Origin of the sequence: uncultured Stenotrophomonas sp., assembly GCF_963519125.1 — a bacterium.
Lineage (GTDB): Bacteria > Pseudomonadota > Gammaproteobacteria > Xanthomonadales > Xanthomonadaceae > Stenotrophomonas.
This window is the reverse complement of sequence record NZ_CAUQLJ010000006.1, coordinates 62107-81639: the sequence shown is the minus strand read 5'-3', so window position 1 is coordinate 81639 and position 19533 is coordinate 62107. Positions and strand designations below refer to the sequence as shown.

The 19533-nt window shown below is 64.1% G+C and carries 19 protein-coding genes; 8 read left to right on the top strand and 11 right to left on the bottom strand.

What is annotated here, in order from left to right; all coding sequences use genetic code 11:
- Positions 1-33: 33 nt before the first annotated feature.
- From RYM47_RS06695 to RYM47_RS06680, 4 genes are all read right to left on the bottom strand, one after another.
- Entirely contained in the window at positions 34-369 is a 336-nt protein-coding gene (locus RYM47_RS06695) for a hypothetical protein (RefSeq protein WP_315386756.1), read from the bottom strand.
- 105 nt (positions 370-474) lie between these two features.
- Positions 475-1419 carry a DegV family protein gene (locus RYM47_RS06690; protein ID WP_315386755.1) on the bottom strand — a complete coding sequence of 315 codons (945 nt, stop codon included), beginning with the start codon at positions 1417-1419 and terminating at the stop codon, positions 475-477.
- 128 nt (positions 1420-1547) lie between these two features.
- The gene (locus tag RYM47_RS06685; protein WP_315386754.1) at positions 1548-2813 is read right to left on the bottom strand and encodes an amidohydrolase family protein; all 1266 of its coding nucleotides are present in this window, start codon (positions 2811-2813) and stop codon (positions 1548-1550) included.
- Entirely contained in the window at positions 2810-4219 is a 1410-nt protein-coding gene (locus RYM47_RS06680) for an amidohydrolase (protein WP_315386753.1), read from the bottom strand. Before RYM47_RS06680 ends, RYM47_RS06685 begins: the two co-directional genes overlap by 4 nt.
- A gap of 160 nt (positions 4220-4379) precedes the next feature.
- On the opposite strand from RYM47_RS06680, the gene RYM47_RS06675 reads away from it, so the two are divergent.
- Positions 4380-5156 carry an AMP nucleosidase gene (locus RYM47_RS06675; protein WP_315386752.1) on the top strand — a complete coding sequence of 259 codons (777 nt, stop codon included), beginning with the start codon at positions 4380-4382 and terminating at the stop codon, positions 5154-5156.
- Positions 5157-5209: 53 nt separating this feature from the next.
- On the top strand, positions 5210-5749 hold the full coding sequence (locus tag RYM47_RS06670) for a DUF924 family protein (RefSeq protein WP_315386751.1): 540 nt from the start codon (positions 5210-5212) through the stop codon (positions 5747-5749).
- Positions 5750-5838: 89 nt separating this feature from the next.
- Here the strand turns inward: RYM47_RS06670 and grxD are convergent, their stop codons facing one another.
- Positions 5839-6765, bottom strand: coding sequence for a Grx4 family monothiol glutaredoxin (gene grxD, locus RYM47_RS06665; protein ID WP_315386750.1), 927 nt, complete (start codon positions 6763-6765; stop codon positions 5839-5841).
- Between the two features lie 58 nt (positions 6766-6823).
- Between grxD and RYM47_RS06660 the strand changes: the two genes are divergently transcribed.
- Positions 6824-7660, top strand: coding sequence for a polysaccharide deacetylase family protein (locus RYM47_RS06660; protein WP_315386749.1), 837 nt, complete (start codon positions 6824-6826; stop codon positions 7658-7660).
- A gap of 258 nt (positions 7661-7918) precedes the next feature.
- Here RYM47_RS06660 and RYM47_RS06655 read toward each other — a convergent pair whose 3' ends face one another.
- The 3 genes from RYM47_RS06655 to RYM47_RS06645 are packed head-to-tail and all read right to left on the bottom strand — an operon-like array spanning position 7919 to position 10516.
- The gene (locus tag RYM47_RS06655) at positions 7919-8677 is read right to left on the bottom strand and encodes a class I SAM-dependent methyltransferase (protein WP_315386748.1); all 759 of its coding nucleotides are present in this window, start codon (positions 8675-8677) and stop codon (positions 7919-7921) included.
- Positions 8617-9240: an SGNH/GDSL hydrolase family protein gene (locus RYM47_RS06650; protein ID WP_315386877.1), complete on the bottom strand. Its 624-nt coding sequence runs from the start codon at positions 9238-9240 to the stop codon at positions 8617-8619. The genes RYM47_RS06655 and RYM47_RS06650 overlap by 61 nt, the downstream gene beginning before the upstream one ends.
- A gap of 1 nt (position 9241) precedes the next feature.
- Complete coding sequence (locus tag RYM47_RS06645; protein ID WP_315386747.1) at positions 9242-10516, bottom strand: pyridoxal phosphate-dependent aminotransferase; 1275 nt, start codon at positions 10514-10516, stop codon at positions 9242-9244.
- Between the two features lie 85 nt (positions 10517-10601).
- On the opposite strand from RYM47_RS06645, the gene rsgA reads away from it, so the two are divergent.
- Together rsgA and RYM47_RS06635 are read left to right on the top strand one after the other, a co-directional pair.
- Positions 10602-11693, top strand: coding sequence for a ribosome small subunit-dependent GTPase A (rsgA, locus tag RYM47_RS06640; RefSeq protein WP_315386746.1), 1092 nt, complete (start codon positions 10602-10604; stop codon positions 11691-11693).
- Between the two features lie 170 nt (positions 11694-11863).
- Entirely contained in the window at positions 11864-13105 is a 1242-nt protein-coding gene (locus tag RYM47_RS06635; RefSeq protein ID WP_315386876.1) for a flavohemoglobin expression-modulating QEGLA motif protein, read from the top strand.
- Between the two features lie 182 nt (positions 13106-13287).
- Here RYM47_RS06635 and RYM47_RS06630 read toward each other — a convergent pair whose 3' ends face one another.
- Positions 13288-14004, bottom strand: a complete 717-nt coding sequence (locus tag RYM47_RS06630) for a hypothetical protein (RefSeq protein WP_315386745.1) — start codon at positions 14002-14004, stop codon at positions 13288-13290.
- A gap of 777 nt (positions 14005-14781) precedes the next feature.
- On the opposite strand from RYM47_RS06630, the gene RYM47_RS06625 reads away from it, so the two are divergent.
- Positions 14782-15006: a hypothetical protein gene (locus tag RYM47_RS06625; RefSeq protein WP_315386744.1), complete on the top strand. Its 225-nt coding sequence runs from the start codon at positions 14782-14784 to the stop codon at positions 15004-15006.
- 308 nt (positions 15007-15314) lie between these two features.
- Here the strand turns inward: RYM47_RS06625 and RYM47_RS06620 are convergent, their stop codons facing one another.
- Positions 15315-15464 carry a class IIb bacteriocin, lactobin A/cerein 7B family gene (locus RYM47_RS06620; protein WP_315386743.1) on the bottom strand — a complete coding sequence of 50 codons (150 nt, stop codon included), beginning with the start codon at positions 15462-15464 and terminating at the stop codon, positions 15315-15317.
- A gap of 64 nt (positions 15465-15528) precedes the next feature.
- Entirely contained in the window at positions 15529-15678 is a 150-nt protein-coding gene (locus RYM47_RS06615) for a hypothetical protein (protein ID WP_315386742.1), read from the bottom strand.
- Positions 15679-16006: 328 nt separating this feature from the next.
- On the opposite strand from RYM47_RS06615, the gene RYM47_RS06610 reads away from it, so the two are divergent.
- Together RYM47_RS06610 and RYM47_RS06605 are read left to right on the top strand one after the other, a co-directional pair.
- Complete coding sequence (locus RYM47_RS06610; protein WP_315386741.1) at positions 16007-18127, top strand: peptidase domain-containing ABC transporter; 2121 nt, start codon at positions 16007-16009, stop codon at positions 18125-18127.
- Entirely contained in the window at positions 18124-19374 is a 1251-nt protein-coding gene (locus RYM47_RS06605) for an HlyD family efflux transporter periplasmic adaptor subunit (protein ID WP_315386740.1), read from the top strand. Before RYM47_RS06610 ends, RYM47_RS06605 begins: the two co-directional genes overlap by 4 nt.
- The last annotated feature ends 159 nt before the right edge of the window (positions 19375-19533 follow it).

The following is a 19533-nucleotide window of genomic DNA, read 5'->3' as shown; positions in this document are numbered from 1 at the left end:
CTGACGGAACGCTGACCGTCAGGCGGTGACCCATCAACGAACGTCGCGCAGTTCCCAATGATGCCCGGCGAGCAGGCGCAGGCGCTCCTTGAACACGTCGCTGTTGATCGTGGTGGTGACGACCAGATTGATGCGCAGGTCCTTCTGTTCGCCGGTCACGGTGGCGGCAGGATCGGTCGCGCCCCACTGCGATTCGACCGCATCCGGGTCGGGCTGCTTGGCGCGCCAGCGATCGAACAGGGTCGTGTTGCGCAGGGCATCCTGCAGCTCCTCGGCGAAGCCGGCAGCGCTCTGCGAGTGGAAGGAAAGATCGGAATCGTTGCCGCGGGCCTTGGATGGGTCCGGCAGGCTGATGTAGTACTGCGACATGGTGGCCTCCGTTGAATGCGGGAAGATTCGCAGAATCCGGGTGCATCCGGCGTGCAGAAACGGCCGACGTGGCGGACCTTCGCAGGGAAGGTCCGGCCGCCTGGCTCAGGCAGTAAACGTATGCGGCTCGTCAGCAAACCCCACCGTGACCGCGCCCTTGCCCACGTTGACCATGCCGGTCAGGCTCATCACCGATTCGTACAGGTCCACGCCGTGTGCCTTGCAGGTCTCGCGCAGGCTGGCGTAGCCCGGCAGCGCCTGCAGGTCGGCCAGTTCGCCGCCGTAGCTCACGCACACCGTGGGCGACAGCAGCCCGCCCTTGACCCGCTGGCCGACGAAGTCGAACAGCTTCTGCACCGCGTTGTCGAAGCCCTTGATCTTGGCCACCGGCCCGGTGGTGCCGCGGTAACCGTGCAGCACCGGCTTGATGTCCAGTGCGCTGCCCAGCGCTGCGCTGATCAGGCCCACGCTGCGGTCGCCCTTGTGGCGGGCGCGGGCGCGCATGTAGTACAGGTCGCGGGTGACCATGTAGCCGTGCACGTTCTGCGACAGCTGCTCCAGGCGCTCGCGGATCTGCTGCACGCCGGCACCGCTGTCGCGCAGGCGCACCGCTTCCACCGCGGTGATGCCCTGGGCCGCGAACAGGTTCTGGGTGTCCAGCACGCGCAGTGCGAACGGCGAGTTGTAGCCTGCCGCCTGGCGCACCGGCTTGTAGTCGTTGAGGATCGCGAAGCTGGCCTGCATCGCGTTGTCGTAGATCGGACTGCGGGTCTTGGTGATCGTCATGCAGAACACATGGTCGTAGTCGATCACCAGCTTGCCCAGGAACAGGTCGCGGATCTGCGCGACGCTGAAGGGAATGGTTTCAGCCTCGGCGCCGTTCTCGGCAACGTGGGCGTGCAGGAAACTCAGGGTGGCCTGCTCGTCGCGGTGGTCGGCCAGCACGGCCTCGCCAATCCGGACGGTAATGGGCAGCACCACGATGTTGTGTTGCTGGATGAAGTCCTGCGGTAGATCACAGGCAGAGTCGACCACGATTCCGATGCGCATCCTGTTTGCCCCCTCCAGGCAGGGTGTCCGTTCGAAAATGTGAAAGCTATCTCAAAACGCGTCCGCTTACCTGACCGCGCGGGTCAGCTTGGGCGATGCCGGCTGGGGGCCGGCATCGCCACCCCACCTTACCGCGAGTACGCCCGCGGTTCGCTGCCGGCCGGCGCCACATAGCGGTCGCGCAGCTCGGTCTGGCGCGACCGCATCGGCACCGCCCGGCCACCCAGCCAGACCTGCTCGGCGTAGTGGCCCACGTCCAGCGGGTCGCCTTCCCACAGCACCAGGTCGGCCAGCTTGCCCGGCTCGATACTGCCCAGCTTGTCGCCCACCCCCAGCGCCTGTGCCGGCACCCGGGTCAGACCGGCCAGGCCGTCCTGCCAGGGCAGCCCGTTGGCAACCGCGTTCCCCGCCAGCTGGCGCATCTTGCGCGCATTGTGCGAAGGGTCGTCGCGCTGGGTGAAGCTGACGGGCACGCCGGCGGCGCGCAGGCGTGCGGCGTTTTCCAGCGTGGCGCCGAGCTGGTCGAAGCTGGCCGGCAGGTTGCCGAGTGCATCGACGAACACCGGGACCCCGGCCTGCGCCAGCTGCGGCGCCACCCGCCAGGCTTCCGCGCCGCCGGCGATGGCGATCTTCACCTTCTCGCGCGCGGCCCAGCGCAGCAGCTGGCGGATGTCGGCGGCGCGGTCCACTTCGACCACCAGGCGCCCCTGGCCGGCCAGGTAGCGGGCCAGCGTGGCGCGCCCGGCCGGGGTCAGCAGGGCATGCGGCGAATCCACCGGCACCCGGCCACGCGCTTCGCTGATCATCTGCTCCAGCAGCATCCACTGCGCGGCACGCGAGTTACCGGTGAGTTCGGCGGCGGCCGAGCCCAGCCGCAGGTACAGCGCCAGCGGCCCGATCGGGTCGGCGCTGCCATCCAGCCGCATCACCCCGCCCTGGCCGGCGACGAAGCCACCGCCGCTGTTGGCGCCCAGCGCGGTGAAGCCGATGCCGTCCAGCCGCGCCACCGGGATCAGCACCGATGACGGGTTGTAGGCCAGGGTCACGTCGAATTCCGGGCGCAGCGGCTGGTCTTCCAGCTTCAGCGTGCTGTCCACCGTGGTCGACTCGCCGGACACCTCTTCGATACCGATGTCGGTGATCCCACCAAACAGCGCCGGGGTCAGCGGGCGACCGTTGGCCTCCACCACGGTCGCCCCGGCCGGTGCGGCCAGGCCGGGGCCGACCGCGCGGATCACTCCGCCCTGGACCAGCACGTCGGCATGTTCCAGGCTGCCGCGCGCGCTGGCGGTGTGTACCGTGGCGTTGCGGACCAGCAGGTCCTGCGCCCAGCTGGACGGCGCGGCGGCGAGCAGCGCCAGCGCGAGTAGTGACGCCTTCGAACGCGCGGTCATGGGCGAGCCTCCTGGCCGAGCATGAAGTCCGACAGCGGCTGCCGGCGCGCGTCCTGGCGGTCATAGACCTGGTGGCCGTCGATATAGACCTTCTCGGCCAGCGCGTAGGAACTGAAGGGGCTGCCGTTCCAGATCACCACGTCGCCCATCTTGCCCACCTCCAGGCTGCCGGTCTGTTGCTCGATGCCCATCGACCTGGCCGGGTTCATGGTCAGCCAGGCGATGGCGTGCTCGGGCGTGATCGGCATGCCGGCGCGGCGCGCATTGGCGATCACCTTGGCGGCTTCCTGGTTGAGGCGCTGGATGCCTTCGGGCGAATCGGAGTGGACGATCGCGCAGCTGTTGGCCGGACGATCGACCAGTGCGATGTTGTCCTGGATGCCGTCGAAGGCTTCCATCTTGAAGCCCCACCAGTCCGCCCAAAGCGCACCGCACACGCCTTCGGCGGCGAGCCGGTCGGCCAGCTTGTAGGCCTCGGTGGCGTGGTGGAACGCGGCGACCTTGAAGCCGAATTCCTTGGCCAGATCCAGCATGGTGGCCATTTCATCGGCGCGGTAGCAGTGGATGTGCACGCGGATGTCGCCGTCGATCACGCCGGCCAGCGTGTCCAGCTTGAGGTCGCGCTTGCCGCCGGAATCGCCGGCGCTGTCGCCCTTGTCGCTGCCACTGAACCAGCGCTTCTTCTTGACCGTCTTCGGCGAGTTCTTGGCCAGGTATTCGCTGGCGTCGATGAAGGCCGCACGGTATCCGGCCACGCTGCCCATGCGGGTCTGCGGTGCCACGCCCTTGCCGCTGCCGTAGACGCGCTTGGGGTTCTCGCCGCAGGCCATCTTCATGCCCCACGGCGCGCCCGGGAACTTCATCGCCTGGTAGGTGGTGGCTGGCACGTTCTTCAAGGTCACCCCGCGCCCGCCGACCAGGTTGGCCGAGCCGGGCAGGATCTGCAGCGAGGTCACCCCGCCGGCCAGCGCCGCGGCAAAGCCGGGGTCCTGTGGCCACACCGAATGCTCGGCCCAGACGTTGGCGGTGACCGGTGCGGTCATTTCATTGCCGTCGGCATGCGCGCCCACGCTGGGACTGGGGTACACGCCGAGGTGCGAATGCACGTCGATGATGCCGGGCGTGACCCACTTGCCGCTGGCGTCCACCTGCACCGCCCCGGCGGGGGCTTCCAGCGCGGTGCCCAGCGCCGCCACGCGGCCATCGCGCAGCAGCAGGTCGGTGCGTTCCAGGCGCTGCCCGGTGCCGGTCAGCACGGTGGCATTGCGGATCAGCACCGGCGCCGAGGGTATCGGCGCATAGGTGCTGGGGTAGGGGTCCTGGGTGAAGCGCGATGCGGCCGGCGCCGAAGGCGCAGCCAGTGCAAACAGCGCCAGGCCCAGCCCGACGGTCAATCGTGTACGCATGTTGTCCCCGATGCGGCGTGGAATTTCCTCCGTGGACGCTAGCGGCTGGGCGTGGCCTTGCCAAGTGACCAAGCGCACGGTGCGACCGTTTCCAGCTTGCTTATTCGTTCGAGCGCATGACAATTGGCGCACGAAAGTAGAGACGGAACGGAACCGGGCAATGAAGAACAAACAGGAAATCGTCGAAAACTGGCTGCCGCGCTATACCGGCGTGCCCTTGGACCAGTTCGGCCCGCACGTACTGCTGACCAACTTCAGCGGCTACCTGCACGTGTTCTCCCACCTCACCGGCGCGCCGGTGCAGGGCATGGACCGGCCGATGGCCAGCGTGACCCACGACGGCATCACCCTGATCAACTTCGGCATGGGCAGCCCCAATGCCGCCATCGTGATGGACCTGCTGTCGGCGGTGATGCCCAAGGCGGTGCTGTTCCTGGGCAAGTGCGGTGGCCTGAAGCGCAAGAACCAGCTGGGCGACCTGATCCTGCCGATCGCGGCGATCCGCGGCGAGGGCACCTCCAGCGACTACCTGCCGCCGGAAGTGCCGGCGCTGCCGGCCTTCGCGCTGCAGCGGGCGGTGTCCACCACCATCCGCGACCTGGGCCACGACTACTGGACCGGCACCGTCTACACGACCAACCGGCGGGTCTGGGAGCACGACGAGGCCTTCAAGGAGCGGCTGCGGCTGATGCGCTGCATGGCCATCGACATGGAAACGGCCACCCTGTTCGCGGCCGGCTTCGCCAACCACATCCCGATCGGGGCGTTGCTGCTGGTCTCGGACCAGCCGATGATTCCCGACGGGGTCAAGACCGAGGCCTCCGACGCCAAGGTCAGCTCGCAGTTCGTCGAAAACCATATCCAGATCGGTATCGAGGCGCTTAAGCTTATACGGCGCAACGGCAAGTCGGTCCGACACCTGCGCTTTGACGAGTGATGGCATTGGCAGGGGTGGGCGCCGGGATGGCGCGCCGCCCGCAGGGGCAGTGAATGGACGTTGCAGCGAAAGTGGTGGAATTCTGGCGCGACGCGGGACCGGAAAAATGGTTCGCGCGCGATGACGCGTTCGATGCGCGTTTCCGCGGGATGTTCCTGGAGGAACACTTCGCGGCGGCCAAGCGTGCGCGCGAGCACTGGTTGGCGTCGTCCGAGGGCGCGCTGGCGCTGATGATCCTGCTCGACCAGTTCCCGCGCAACTGCTTCCGCGACACCGCCCATTCCTATGCCACCGACGGGCTGGCCCGCCACTACGCCATGCGCGCGGTGGAAGAGGGGCTGGACCTGGAGCTGGTGCCGAAGCTGCGTGCTTTCATCTACCTGCCGTTCGAGCATTCCGAAGACCCGCAGGACCAGGAGCGGTCGGTGGCGATGTTCGATGTGCTGGGCGATGTGGAATACCTGAAGTACGCCGAGCTGCACCGCGACATCATCCGGCGCTTTGGGCGTTTTCCGCATCGCAATGCGGTGCTGGGGCGGATGCCTACGGCGGAGGAGTTGGATTTCCTGGCCGAGGGTGGGTTTGCCGGGTGATTCAAATTCACGCATGACACGCGTGGCGTGTCACTACGAAAAACGCCGGCACTTCTGCCGGCGTTTTTGTTTAGCGCTTCAAGCGTCGATCAATACTTCGGCACGCTGTTGTCCACCGCATCCGACCAGGCGTCGATGCCGCCGGTGATGTTGTGGACCTTGCTGAAGCCCAGGGCGCGGAACTGCTCTGCGGCCTGCGCGCTGCGGCCACCGTGGTGGCACAGGAAGGCCAGCGGGGTGTCCTTGGGCAGGGCTTCCAGACGGGCACGGGTGTCGCCGTCGAAGGTTTCGAACGCACCGTCGATGGCGGCGATGGCGCGCTCGTCGGCCGGGCGCACGTCCACGATGGTCACGCTGCCGGCGCGGCGCTGGTCATCGGCGTCGCGCACCGACAGTTCCTGCACGGCCTTCGGCGCATTCGGGTTGTCGATGGCCAGGCCCTTGCCGCGGATATCGTCCACCCAGTCGATGGTGATGCCGTCGGCGCGGCGCGCGCTGGCCAGGTCGAACTGCACGCGCAGGCCGTTGGACTCGGCGGCAATGGCGTTGTCGTCGTGCGGGGCCAGCTGGAAGTTGGGCTGGAAGCTGGCGTCGATGCCCAGCTGCAGCGAAGCACCCGGGGCGTCGGCCAGCGCGCCACGCAGCATTTCCACGGCAGCCGGAGTCACCGTGATGCGCGGCGGGGTACGGTCCGGCGCGGCCAGGCCGAGCACGCTGCTCAGCTCACCGCTGCTGGCCATCTGCAGGATGATGTCGCTGCCGCCGACCAGTTCGCCTTCGATGTACAGCTGCGGGATGGTCGGCCAGTCGCCGTAGGCCTTGATGCCTTCGCGGATCTCGGCGTCGGCCAGCACGTTGACGTGCGCGAACTCCACGCCCAGGTCCTGCAGGGCGCCCACGGCCTTGGCCGAGAACCCGCACTGCGGCATGGTCGGCTGGCCCTTCATGAACAGCACGACGCGGTTGGCGGTGAGGATGGATTCGATGCGCGAGCGCAGGGCGGGATCAAGGGACATGGCGTTCAGGGTCCGGAGTTTCGAACCGCTCATTCTACGCCGCATGGCATCATGGGGCATGACTGTCCCGGAAACGTTGCATCGCATTCCCCGCCGCCCGTGGCGCTGGCTGCCCTGGCTGGTGCTGTCCCAGCTGGCCGTGGTGCTGGCCTGGTGGGCCTGGGGCTGGGCCGTGGGCCTGGCGCTGATGGTGGCCTCGCATGCGCTGTTCCTGGTGCCGGTGTTCCTGCCCAACAGCCGCTTCTACGCACCGGTGCTGAGCCGCCTGCCCGGGCCGACTCAGCAGGTGTGGCTGACCATCGACGACGGCCCCTCGGCCGAGACGCCGGCGGTGCTGGACCTGCTCGACCGCTACCAGGCCAAGGCCACCTTTTTCATGGTCGGCGAGCGCGCCGCCGCCGAGCCGGCGCTGGTGCGCCAGGTGCTGGCGCGCGGCCATGACCTGGGCAACCACAGCCACAGCCACCCGCAGACCCGGTTCTGGCGGCTGGGGCCGGCGACCATGGCCGGGGAGATCGCGCAGTGCCAGCAGGCCCTGGCCGGGATCGCCGGCCACCCACCGCGCTGGTATCGCTCGGTGGTGGGCATGACCAACCCGTTCGTGGCCCCGGCACTGAAGCGCTGGAACCTGACCCGGGTCGGCTGGAGTGCGCGCGGCTTCGACGGCGTGGACTGCGAACCCCAGCAGGTGGTCGACCGTGTCGTGGCCGACCTGCGTCCCGGCGCGATCGTGCTGCTGCACGAAGGCGCCGCGCACGGTCACAACCTGGCGATCATTGAAGCGGTGTTGCAGGCCGTGCAGGCACGGGGTCTGCAGGCGGTGCTGCCGGATGCGCCTGCTCCCACTGCTGGTGAACCCAGCTCCCCAGTGAGGCCTGCGCCCACAGCAGCGTGATCGACAGGCCCAGCGCCAGCACCCCGGTGACCCGGCGCCGCTGGTGCTGCAGCGCGCTGCCGATGCCCAGCAGCAGGCCCACGGTGGTCACGCCCAGGCCGACGAACAGCATCACCAGCACCGCCACAGGCACCTCCTGCATGTCCGCGTAGCGGGGCAGGTGGGCCACATGCGCGATGACGCCGAAGAACACCAGCGCCACCAGGCTCACCACCAGCGCCGCGATGCCCAGCGCGGAATGCCGTGGCCCGGAAGCGGTCACGCCGCGTCTCCGCGCACGCCAACCACCAGCCAGTTGTTGAACGGCGTGTTGCCGTACAGCGGCGTCATCTGCAACTGCAGCCCGGCCGCTTCCAGCGGTGCGCGCACGCTGGCGGCATCCGGGTAATGGCGCGGGCGCGTGCCCATCCAGCCCACCATATGGGCCAGCATGTCGGTGACACGGGTGGTGCGATCACGGCCGCTGTTGTCGGCCAGCGTGGTGCGGATCACCAATCGGCCGCCCGGCGCTACCCGCGCTGCCGCATCGCGCAGCAGCACCGGTTGGGCCTCGGCCGGCAGATACTGCAGCACGTCCAGCAGGGCCACGCTGCCGTGGTGATCGGGCAGGGCAGCGCTGGCATCCACGCATTCGAAACGCGCATCGGCCAGCGTGGCGCGTGCACCCGCGCGCTGTGCGCGGGCAATCTTGTCGGCGTCGATATCCACGCCGAGGTACGGCTGGTCGCGTCCGTGCTGGCGCAGCACATGCGCCAACAGCCCCAGCCCGCAGCCGATGTCCAGCAGCGGTCGCGAACACGGCGCCAGCGCCGCCAGCACGCCCGGGTACAGCGGGTCGCTGCCGAGCTTGCCGCGGCTGTAGTAGTAATCGCGGCGGTTGCCGAAACGTTGCGCCGGGCGGTACGCCTCGGCGATGCGGTGGGCCTGTTCCCTGGCCAGTGGTGATGCGTCCGTGCTCAGCGTGCTGCCCCGTCGTCCAGGAGAGTGCGCGCCACCGGCAAGGCCAGGCGCGTCCATTCGGTATACATCGCGGCCGAGGGATGCAGGCCATCTTCGACCAGCATCGCCGGTTCCGCGCCGCGCTCGCGACTGACCGCGGTGATGTCCACGAAGGCGACACCGTGGTCGGTGCAGATCGCCTGCGCGGCCGCGTTGTAGGCATCCAGCTCGCGCGCGATCTGCGCGGGATCGCGCTTGTTCTCGCGCGCGAACGGCGTTACGCCCCAGTCGGGAATCGCCAGCACGAGCACACGCTTCGGGCGGTTGTCGGCAAACGCGATCGCGCGCTGCAGAAGCGCAGTGAAGCGCGGGCGATATTCGTCCACGCTGCGCCCACGGTACTGGTCATTGACCCCGATCAGCAGGCTGACGAAACCGAACGGACCTTGCGGTGCGACGGCATCGATCCCAGCGTCCAGTTCGTCGGTAGTCCAGCCGGTGGTGGCTATGATCTGCGGCTCGGCCACCACGTGGCCGGCCTCCTGCAGCGCCGTGGCCAGCTGCACCGGCCAACGCCCGGCCGGGGCCACGCCTTCACCGATGGTGTACGAATCGCCGAGCGCCAGGTAAGACACCGCCACCTCAGGCCACCGCACTGCGCGGCTTGAGCGGCACTACTTTGGTATTGGCTTCAGCGCGACGCGCCAGCGCCCGGTCGATGCGCGCGAACACATCGCGCATCACCTCGGCCTCGGGCAGCAGGGTCACTCGGAAGTGGTGGCGGTAGGGCACGTTGAAGCTCGAGCCCGGCACCACCAGCACGCCTTCCTGGTTCATCAGGTCCAGCGCGAAATCATGGTCGTCGAAGCTGCGTGCCGCGTCGCCCACCACCGCCGGGAACGCATACAGTGCACCGGCCGGGGCCACCAGCGAAAGGTGCTCGCTGGCGTTGCAGGCCTCGATCACCGCACGGCGGGTTTCATACAGGCGGCCACCGGGCGCGCACAGCGCCGACACGGTGTCCGGCCCGTTCACCGCCGCATCGATGGCGTACTGGCCCGGCACGTTGGCGCACAGGCGCAGCGCGCTCAGCAGGTCCATCGCCGCGCGGAACTCGCCCAGGCGCTCGGCGGCGCCGGACAGCATCGCCCAGCCCACCCGCCAGCCGCAGGCGCGGTGCACCTTGCTCAGGCCGCTGAAGGTGATGCACGGGTGGTCACCGGCCAGCGGGGCCACCGGCTGGAACTGCGCGCCGTCGTACAGGATCTGGTCGTAGATCTCATCGACCATCAGCAGCAGGTTGTGTTTGGCCGCCACCGCCACGATGCGCTCCAGCAGCTCGCGCGGGTAGCTGGCGCCGCTGGGGTTGTTCGGATTGATCAGCACGATCGCGCGGGTACGCGAAGACACCAGCGACTCGATCTCCACCGGGTCGGGCTGGAAGCCATTCTCCGGCGCGCAGCGGTAGTACACCGGTCGGCCATCGTTGAGGATGGTCGCCGCCGACCACAACGGGTAGTCGGGCGAAGGCACCAGCACTTCGTCGCCCGGGTTGAGCAGGGCGCGCAGGGAAAGGTCGATCAGCTCGCTCACCCCGTTGCCGATGAACACCCGGTCCGGGTGCGCGTCGGGGGCGCCACGACGGGCATACGCGGCGGCAATCGCCTCGCGTGCCTCGGGCAGGCCCTGCTGATGGGTGTAAGGGTCGGTACGGCCCATGTCGTCGGCAATGGCGCGCTGCAGGTGTTCCGGCGCGCGGAACCCGAAGTTGCCCGGGTTGCCGATGTTCAGCTTGATCAGCTTGCGTCCCTGCGCCTCCAGCTCCCGCGCTCGCCGCGCCAGTTCGCCCCGGATCTCGTAGCGGACTTCGGACAGGCGCTCGCGGGTGGCAAGCGGCTTCAGCGGGGGCGTGGACATGACTGGGCCGTGGTTTCGGGCATGGAAATCGCATGGTAGCGGAAATGCTGCGGTGCGGTTGCGGCCCTTCGCCTAGAATGGGGGCATGAGCGAACCGATCGACTTCCACGCCCTGCAGACCATGGGCTGGCCCTGGGCAGGCGCCCCCGAGCTGCCGGCCTGGCAGGCCCTGTTCGACGCCCACCCGCAGGCCCGCCCGGGCCGGGTGGTCGAACAGCACCGCACCGGCTACGTGGTGGCCGACGCCCCCGGCGCAGCGATCAAGACCGAATCGCCCGCCGAATGGCAGCGCCCGCGCTTCCCCAGCCACGAACGTGCAGCGGTGGGCGACTGGGTGCTGCTGGAAGGCAACCTGATCGTGGCACTGCTGCCCCGGCGCACTGCGATCAAGCGCGGCGCGGCCGGCGAGCACTACCACCAGCAGGTGATCGCGGCCAACATCGATACCGTCTTCATCGTCTGCGGGCTGGATTCGGACTTCAACCCGCGCCGGATCGAGCGCTATCTGATGCTGGTCGGCGGCGGTGGCGCGCGTCCGGTGGTGGTGCTGACCAAGGCCGACCAGACCGAATACAGCGAAGACGCCCTGGCCGTGCTCGAAGAACTGGCCGCCCAGGACATCCCGCTGCTGGCCATCAACGGCCGCGACCCGGCCAGCGCCAGCGCGCTGCTGCCGTGGCTGGGCGCTGGCCAGACTGTGGTGCTGGTCGGTTCCTCCGGCGCCGGCAAGTCGACCCTGACCAATACGCTGCTCGGCTACGAGCTGATGAAAACCGCCGAAGTGCGCGGCAACGACTCCAAGGGCCGCCACACCACCACCCACCGCGCGCTGATTCCGATGCCGTCCGGCGCCTGTCTGATCGACACCCCCGGCATGCGCGAGCTCAAGCCCACCGGTGAAGAAGCGCTGGGCGAAGTGGGCTTTGCCGACGTCGAAGCGCTGGCCGAACAGTGCCGCTTCCGCGATTGCGCCCACCAGCGCGAGCCCGGCTGTGCCGTGCGTGCGGCCATCGACTCGGGTGAGCTGGACGAAGAGCGGCTGCTGAACTACTTCAAGCTGAAGGAAGAAGTGGCCGCGGCCGCCGCCAAGCTGGCGGTGCGCCAGGCGCAGCAGGCGCTGGAGCGCAAGCATGTAAGCAAAGGCGCACAGTGGCGCCCGCCAGGCAAAAAACGCTGACGATCTTCCGGTAGAGCCACGCCCTGCGTGGCTGCTGTTCGCGGACCCACTGCCGCTTTGGGTGTGCCATGCAGCCACGCAGGGCGTAGCTCTACGCAAGGGAGGGGCCGACATCGCCGGTCGACCCTGCTAATGTCCGCGTCATGAGCATCGCTCCTCACCGCCCGCCGATGACCGTGGACCGGGATGTGGCCCACCACACGGCGCTGGACGCCCGGCTGGTGGAGGCAGTTGGCGGCATCCGCCTGCTGACCCTGACCAGCTGGCCGGCGGCGCTGCAGGCCCCGTTTCTAGCCAGCGTGGCGCGTGGGCAGCCGGTCCTGCCGGTGCTGGAATATCCGAAGCTCGATTTCACCGACACCCGCCGCGAATTGGCAGCGCTCAGTGCCCAGTGCGACCTGAGCCACCCGCTGGGCCTGTACATCCAGCGTTCGGCACACAGCTGGGACCTGGCAGCCGGGCTGCTCGAATCGCTGGGTACCGCTGAGGTGGACCGCTACTCAGTGGAGCTGTTCGGCTCGCCCGAGCAGCCGCTTCCCGGCAATGGTCCCAGCACCCGTGAAGCCGCCCGCCATTTCATCCAGATCGCGCAGGAACTCGATCATGAGCTTCTGGCTCCGGAAGAGCAGGTGCCGGTGTCGGCCACCGCATTGCAGCTCCAGCTGCAGAGCGACCTGGACGCTTTCTTCGAATCGCGCATCATCAGCGTGCAGCTGGACCCGGAACTGATCTCCAAGGCCGCCGCCGGCCCCACCCGTATCCGCCTGCGCACCAGTGCGCGCTTCAGCGCCTACGACCGTGCGCAGCTGTTCCACCATGAGGCGCTGGTGCATTCACTCACCGCGCTCAATGGGCGCGAGCAGCCGCACCTCCCCAGCCTGGCGCTGTCCTCGCCGCGCGTGACCGCGACCCAGGAAGGGTTGGCCACGTTCGCCGAGCAGATCACCGGCAGCATCGACATTGAACGGCTCAAACGCATCAGTCTTCGCACCGAAGCCATCGCCATGGCGCGCGAAGGTGCGGACTTCATCCAGGTGTTCCGTTACTTTTGCGACGCGGGCCAGAGCAACGAAGAGAGCTTCGCCTCTGCGCAGCGCGTGTTCCGAGGCGTGCCGGCGACCGGCGGTGCAGCTTTTACCAAAGACACCGTTTACCTGCGTGGCCTAGTGTCGGTGCACACATTCTTCCGCCACATGCTGGCCGAAGACCGCCTGCAGAATTGCCGCTGGCTGTTCGCGGGGAAGATGTCGCTGACCGATGCGATTGATTTCGCGCCGCTGTTCGAAGAAGGCATCCTGCGCCCGCCACGCTGGTTGCCGCATTGGATGAGCCGGGCGAATGGGTTGGCGGGGATGCTGGCGTTCTCGTTGTTTGCTAATCGCATCCGGATGGATCAGCTGGCGGCGGAATGAGCCGCCGCTACGCGCAATGCTGCACCCCTTCGTTTCGATGTCCGCTCTTGGCCGAAAGCAGACATGCGCGCTTGGCACGCTTCTGGTCCGGCCGACAAACCTTTGCGTCGACCGGTTCGATCCAGTGCCAGCTGTGAACATTCGGCCAGAGGCCGAATGTTCGCTAGCTTCGGCTCAGATCCTTAGGGACGCGGATTGGGCTGACCGCTCTTGGCCATTGTACGATAGAGCGACATTGCCCTCTCGTCGATATTCACCTGATCGATCCTGCCCAGGTCGGGATACCGACGGTGCATTTCGACCGACGCCTTCGTGTCGCCCAGTATGTAGGCAACTCGAAGGTATGCAGCAGAGTCGATCATGTCCTCCAGCCCGGGCGTGTTCTGAAAGATGCTCGACATGCCGTAGTAGCCATAGATGCTCCCGTTGCGAATGGCGTCGTGGACATACTGAGTGCCGGTTTTGGTGTCACCCGCCGCAGCCATTCTTTGTCCAAACGATACCATTGCGGCGAGATCACCCGCATCCGCTTCACGGCGGAGCTGATCGTCGGAAAGACCCTTGAAGTGCTTAAGCTGCTCGGAAGAGGGGTATCCGTTAGCACGGAGCCAATCTGCCTCTTCTTTGTTGCGAGCACCGAGCATTTCAAATGCGCAGGCTGCGCCGACACAACGGTAGGCCAGATCAGCAGCCAGCCACTCCGATTCAGGAGAAGCCTTGGCCTGTACAGATGCGGTAGCGTTAGCCTCCTTTTTAACAGCCGGCGCTGCTTGCTTCGGCACTTCAATAGCCCGGTCGTCAATGGGCTTGCTACATCCTGCTGCCAACATCACAATTGCTACAACACCGGCCAGTCGAGCTTTGCGATTCGGCTCTCTTGTGGATTTCTTCGTCGTCATGGCGCCATACAATGATTCTGTTCCATTTGCTACAACCAGGGAGAGCAGGTGGTGTCTGTTTAGTAATATTTGACTTGAGGATGCGCACAGACCAAAGTTGGTTATTTTTACTCAAGGCTGAGATAGAGGTCGAGTTCTATGCAGTGGGTAGAGTGTAGAAAGTGATTATACGTGTCTCTTCATCATGCCCGCTTCTAGCCGGAAGCGTTCAACGATATCGAAATGCAATTGCCCACAGACGCCTGGGCGATTCACCTCAACTTACGTCGCCATAGCCAAAGTAGGCCGAAGAGAAGCGCAAGAGCGAGTAAGTAGACTCCGAAGTTCCCAACTAGCCATCCTACGTAGGATCCAAGTTTGAACATCGAGCTGTGCTCGGTTGCGGAAGGAGGCCGAGCCGCAAGTAGCCACGGAATGAAAGACCAAAACGCGTTGATAGCTGAAGCTGACAAAGTCATAGGTTCCGTTCTTGCGTTGAGTATAGGTTGCAGTTGTTACGCTAATGGCCTCTCCAGCTGTTAAGGCCATGCTGAGGACAGCCTCGTTCTTTGGCACTTCGACACAAGGGGGTTGGGAGGGATCCAAGGGGGACTTTGTCGAACCGTAGATGTTGCAACCCTTAAGAGGTTCCACAACCGGTTGCGACCGGCGCGAGATCCGGTCGCTTGCCGAGCTCCCTCCGACTGCATATGATCAGTCTCGCATCGACTGAAGCGCCACCCTGGTTGGCGGCAAGCTTGGCGAGCTTCCATAACGCACCGATAGAAGGATCTACCAATGAATGCAGTCTCTCGATCTAAAACGACACCCATCCTTGTGCTGCTTGCCGTGCTAGCAGTTGCGAATGCAGTTGACTTCATTTTCTACGGTCAGCACTTTTACAACCTTGCAGCACTGATCGGCCTGTCAGTAGCCGCCCTCGGCGTCGCGAAGGACCGTAAGGTGCTCGTTAACTGCGGTGCATTAGTGGCCATTGCAGCGATAGCGGCAAAGTACATCTGATTCTGCCGTGAGCAACGCGCGGTCAACCGCGCGGCCTAATATTCATGGAATCGCCCAAGTTAGCGGACAAGACCCCTCGGGCGTTGGTGCGCGTTCGCTTAGAATCGCACCGACGCTTAGAAAGGGTATCTTCGGCCTCGCAGAATGCCGGGATTTCTCTGATCCGAAGCGCCAGGATATCTGGCTGAAAAATCTAAGGCTAAGACGGAAAGGAGCGATGCAGGCTTCAGGCGGGCGTTGCGCGAAAAAGCCTAGATTTCAGAGCGGGACAGCCGCGTCTCGAGTCGCGACCGCCCCGCAACTATCGGTTACAGCTTACGCGGCTCCGCGTTCTCGTAACCTTCCTTGAAGCCTTCAACGAAGTCGGTCGCCGCGTCATACACAGCGATAGCCGCCAGGACGTGGGCCCAGATGCCGCCCGAAACCTGCTCGATTTCGTTGTTCTCAAGAGTACGCATTGCTCATTTCCTTATGCAAAGTAGGTAGTCGAAAGGTGCTGACGGTTAGCCGCCGCACCGCAAATCACATGCGAGACTTGGTCAAGTTGCCCGCATGGATTGCCTCGATATTGGCCTCATACCAAGCGTAGGCCTCACCGGCCTTTTCGCCCAGATCGCTCCAGAAGCCAGCACCAGAGATCTCTTCCATTTCGACTTCAGTAATCTCACGCATACACATTTCCTTATTGGTGATTGATTGAAAAGCTTGGCAATCGCACCTCCAGGTGCGATTGAGAGATCAAGCCGCTAGGCGGCAAGTTCATCAAGCTCAGAGCAAGCACTGCGGCGCACGCCGTACTCTAGGTAGGACAGAGGAGGCGCACAGAACGCTTCTACGCCTATCGTGCGGGACGACGAGCAGTCGAGTACTCGCAGCGCCCTTATCGCACGTGCAGTTTTGGACTGTCAACAGTGTAGGTGGGTTGATGTGTGGATCTCTTGCCCCTCGCCATGGAGCCATCGTATATTCGGCCGACTGACAAGGAAGACAGTAGTACGCAATGGAACCCATCATCCAGTCTGAGTCTGCGGAATGCGGGCTCGCCTGCTTGGCGATGATCGCAGATCATCACGGCAACGGAATTGGCCTTCGCGAGTTGCGCCGCCAGCATCCATCCTCTCTGAAGGGCGCAACGCTTGCGCACGTCATGAAGGTGGCTGAGCGCATTGGATTAGGAGCGCGAGCACTGCGTCTCGATCTTGAGCAACTGGATCAGCTAAGGCTTCCTGCAGTCCTCCACTGGGATCTCAATCACTTCGTCGTACTGAAGAGCGTTGGCCGAGGGCGGGCTGTGGTGTTCGACCCAGCGTTTGGAAGGAAGACGCTCAAGCTTGAGGAGCTTTCCAAGCACTTCACGGGCATTGCGCTGGAACTTGCACCGGCAGCAAGCTTTAGGAAGATGCCGGCGGCCCCATCCATTGCGATCTCAGATCTCACGGGAAAGATTGACGGCCTCTGGCGATCCCTCTCATTGGTACTGCTTCTCTCGTGCGCATTGCAGGTGTTCGTTCTGCTGGCACCATTCTTCATGCAGTGGACTGTGGACCAAGTCCTGATCGCGGCTGACAGCAGCTTGTTGACGGTGCTCGGGATAGGCTTTGGGCTTGCGCTTCTCTTACAGATGCTTATTGCGTTCGTTCGCGGCTCAGCGGTGATCTACCTCTCGAATCGTCTTGGAGTCCAGTGGGCCTCGAATGTCTTTTCGCACCTCATCAAGCTGCCAATAGACTTCTTTCAAAGGCGGCATCTGGGCGACGTCACTTCGCGGATGAGCAGCGTTCAAGCTATTCAGAAGACAATTACAACGAGCTTCGTCGAGGCCATCGTTGACGGATTAATGGCCGTAGTGACGCTTGCCATGATGTTCCTCTACAGCTGGAAGCTTGCGCTCGTCACGCTCTTGGCAGTGGCCATGTACCTTGGCGCCAGGTCAGCTGCGTTCAAGGCGCTTAGAAATGGCTCCGAGCAACAACTTATGGCGTCTGCGCAGCAGCAAAGCTACTTGATGGAATCGATTCGCGGTATTCAATCGATAAAGATTGGGGGCAATGAGGTATCGCGAAAGGTGAGCTACGCCAACTTACTGCATAAGACCACTAACAGTGAGGTTTGGCTCGCTCGATATGCCCTTGCGTTCAATACGTCAAGTCAGCTCATCTTCGGCCTTGAGCGCATTGCGGTGATCTGGATAGGCGCACTGCTCGCCATGCAGAACGTATTCTCGGTAGGCATGCTCATCGCATACTTGGCGTACAAGGACATGTTCGCCCAGCGGGTTTCCGGCCTGATCGACAAGTTCATTGAGTTTAGGATGCTGAGACTGCATGGCGAGCGTTTAGGCGAGATCGCGCTGACGCCTCCGGAGCTCGAGCAAGGTGACCTGGGTACATGCGATCCTCCAGGCGTCATGTCGATCGAATGCATTGACCTAGGTTTCAGGTATTCGCCGGACGAACCTTGGATCTTTAGAGGGTGCAACTTCCGCATCGACCATGGACAATCGGTAGCTATTACTGGTCCATCTGGGTGCGGAAAGACAACTCTCCTGAAGGTAATGCTAGGTCTACTGACGCCAACCGAGGGGACTGTTCTTATTGGGGGTATTCCTCTTCACAAGATCAGCCAGCAACGCTATCGCAGTACTGTTGCCGCTGTCATGCAGGATGACCAACTCTTCGCTGGAAGTGTGGCGGAGAATGTTGCGTTTGGCGAAGATGGCTTGGATCAGCCAGGGATTTCCCGTGCGTGCAATCTTGCCGCAATTCACGAGGAGATTGTGGCAATGCCTATGGGTTACCATACTTTGATCGGCGATATGGGTACGAGTCTCTCAGGTGGACAGAAGCAGCGTGTAATTCTGGCGAGGGCTCTTTACAGCAACCCGAGGATCCTCTTCCTCGACGAAGCCACGAGCCATCTCGATGTGACCAGAGAGCGTTCTGTGAGTCTTTCCATTCATCGCTTGGATCTCACTAGGGTCATCATCGCCCATCGCCCCGAAACGATAGCCACTGCGGATCGGGTACTTGTCATGAGCGAAGGCATGGTCGTAGACGCGCCGGCTACACCTGCCAAGGAAGAGTTCAAGGGTGCCGAATCCCCTCTGGAGCTCGCCGTATGAGTGGTCTTTTTCGAAAGGAAATATTCGAAGCACGTCGCGCAGGCTGGCTCGGCGGGATATCGCTAGTTCAGCCGGTCCGGGCATGGATCGTTGCGGGAATGGCGGCGATTGCTGCTTGTTTGGTTTTGAGCTTCCTGTCCTTCGGTGAGTACACACGACGATCGCGCGTTGTCGGCGAACTAACCCCTGACCTTGGTCTTTCTACCGTGGTGGCGCAGGCCGCAGGCGTTGTAACTGAGCTAAAGGTTGATGAGGGCGACCAGGTTTCTGCACACTCCCCGCTGCTGCTACTAACCGCATCGAGGGTTACGGCCTCCGGGCAGGATGCCTTGGACACGCTACGCTCTCAGCAGGACGTCCAGCGGAGAAGTGTTGTCGCTGGTCTTGAATCTCAAAGCGAGCAGCTCCGCGTTCAAACTGCTGGCCTGGTAAGGCAGCGCGATGCGCTCCGGCTTGAGCTGAATCAGATTGCCAGCGAAGTGGAGTCTAGAAGAGCGCAAGTACGGATCGCCCAGGATATCGTAGCGAGGTACAAGAAGGTCTCCGACGAACGTTACGTCAGCGTTCTTCAACTGAACCAACAGGAGCAATCTGTTCTCGAGCTTGTGAATGCGCAAAAATCGCTTGAAAGGCAGGGTACGACTATTGGTCGTACACTTGCGCAGGTAGAGCAGACGTTAGCTGAGGTGCCGCAGCAACAAGGGGCAGCAAGCGCTCGAGCGGCGGGAGAACTGGCTGTTCTAGCGAAAGAGGCCTTCCAGGTGGAGGCAAGTGGAGAGATGCTTATCCGCGCGCCTGTTAGAGGCCTTATCGCAAATCGTTTGGTGGAGGTCGGACACGCCGTGGAAGCGGGACAGCCTGTGATCAGTGTCCTGCCTCACGGTTCCAAGCTGCGGGCCCAACTGATGGTTCCAAGCTCCGCGATCGGCTTCATCAAGGTAGGGGACAAGGTGTTGCTTCGCTATCAAGCTTACCCGTACCAAAAGTTCGGCAGTCACGTAGGACACGTATATCGAATCTCCCGAAGTGCTGTTCTTGCAAAAAAGGGACAGGGCGAGGAGGGTGAAGCTGTCTATCGGGTTCTTGTGTCGCTCGATCAACAAAGCGTCCTAGCATACGGGAAGCCAGAGTTGCTTCGACCCGGGATGCGATTGGAGGCCGATGTTATGGGTGAGCGCAGGCGGCTGTACGAGTGGGTTTTGGAGCCTCTGTATTCCGTTGCAGGGCGGACCAACGAATCTGGCTGAGGCCGAACGGCAGTGCTGCGTGGTTCATCGGCGCGGCCCTGAACGCTGCCTTGGCGCGCCACAACTCACTCACCGCTCTGTTGTGCAGCCTCCGATGCTGGAGCCGCCAAACGATTGTGCCGGGTGAATAGTCCATCATTGTCTAACTCCAAAGCTTCG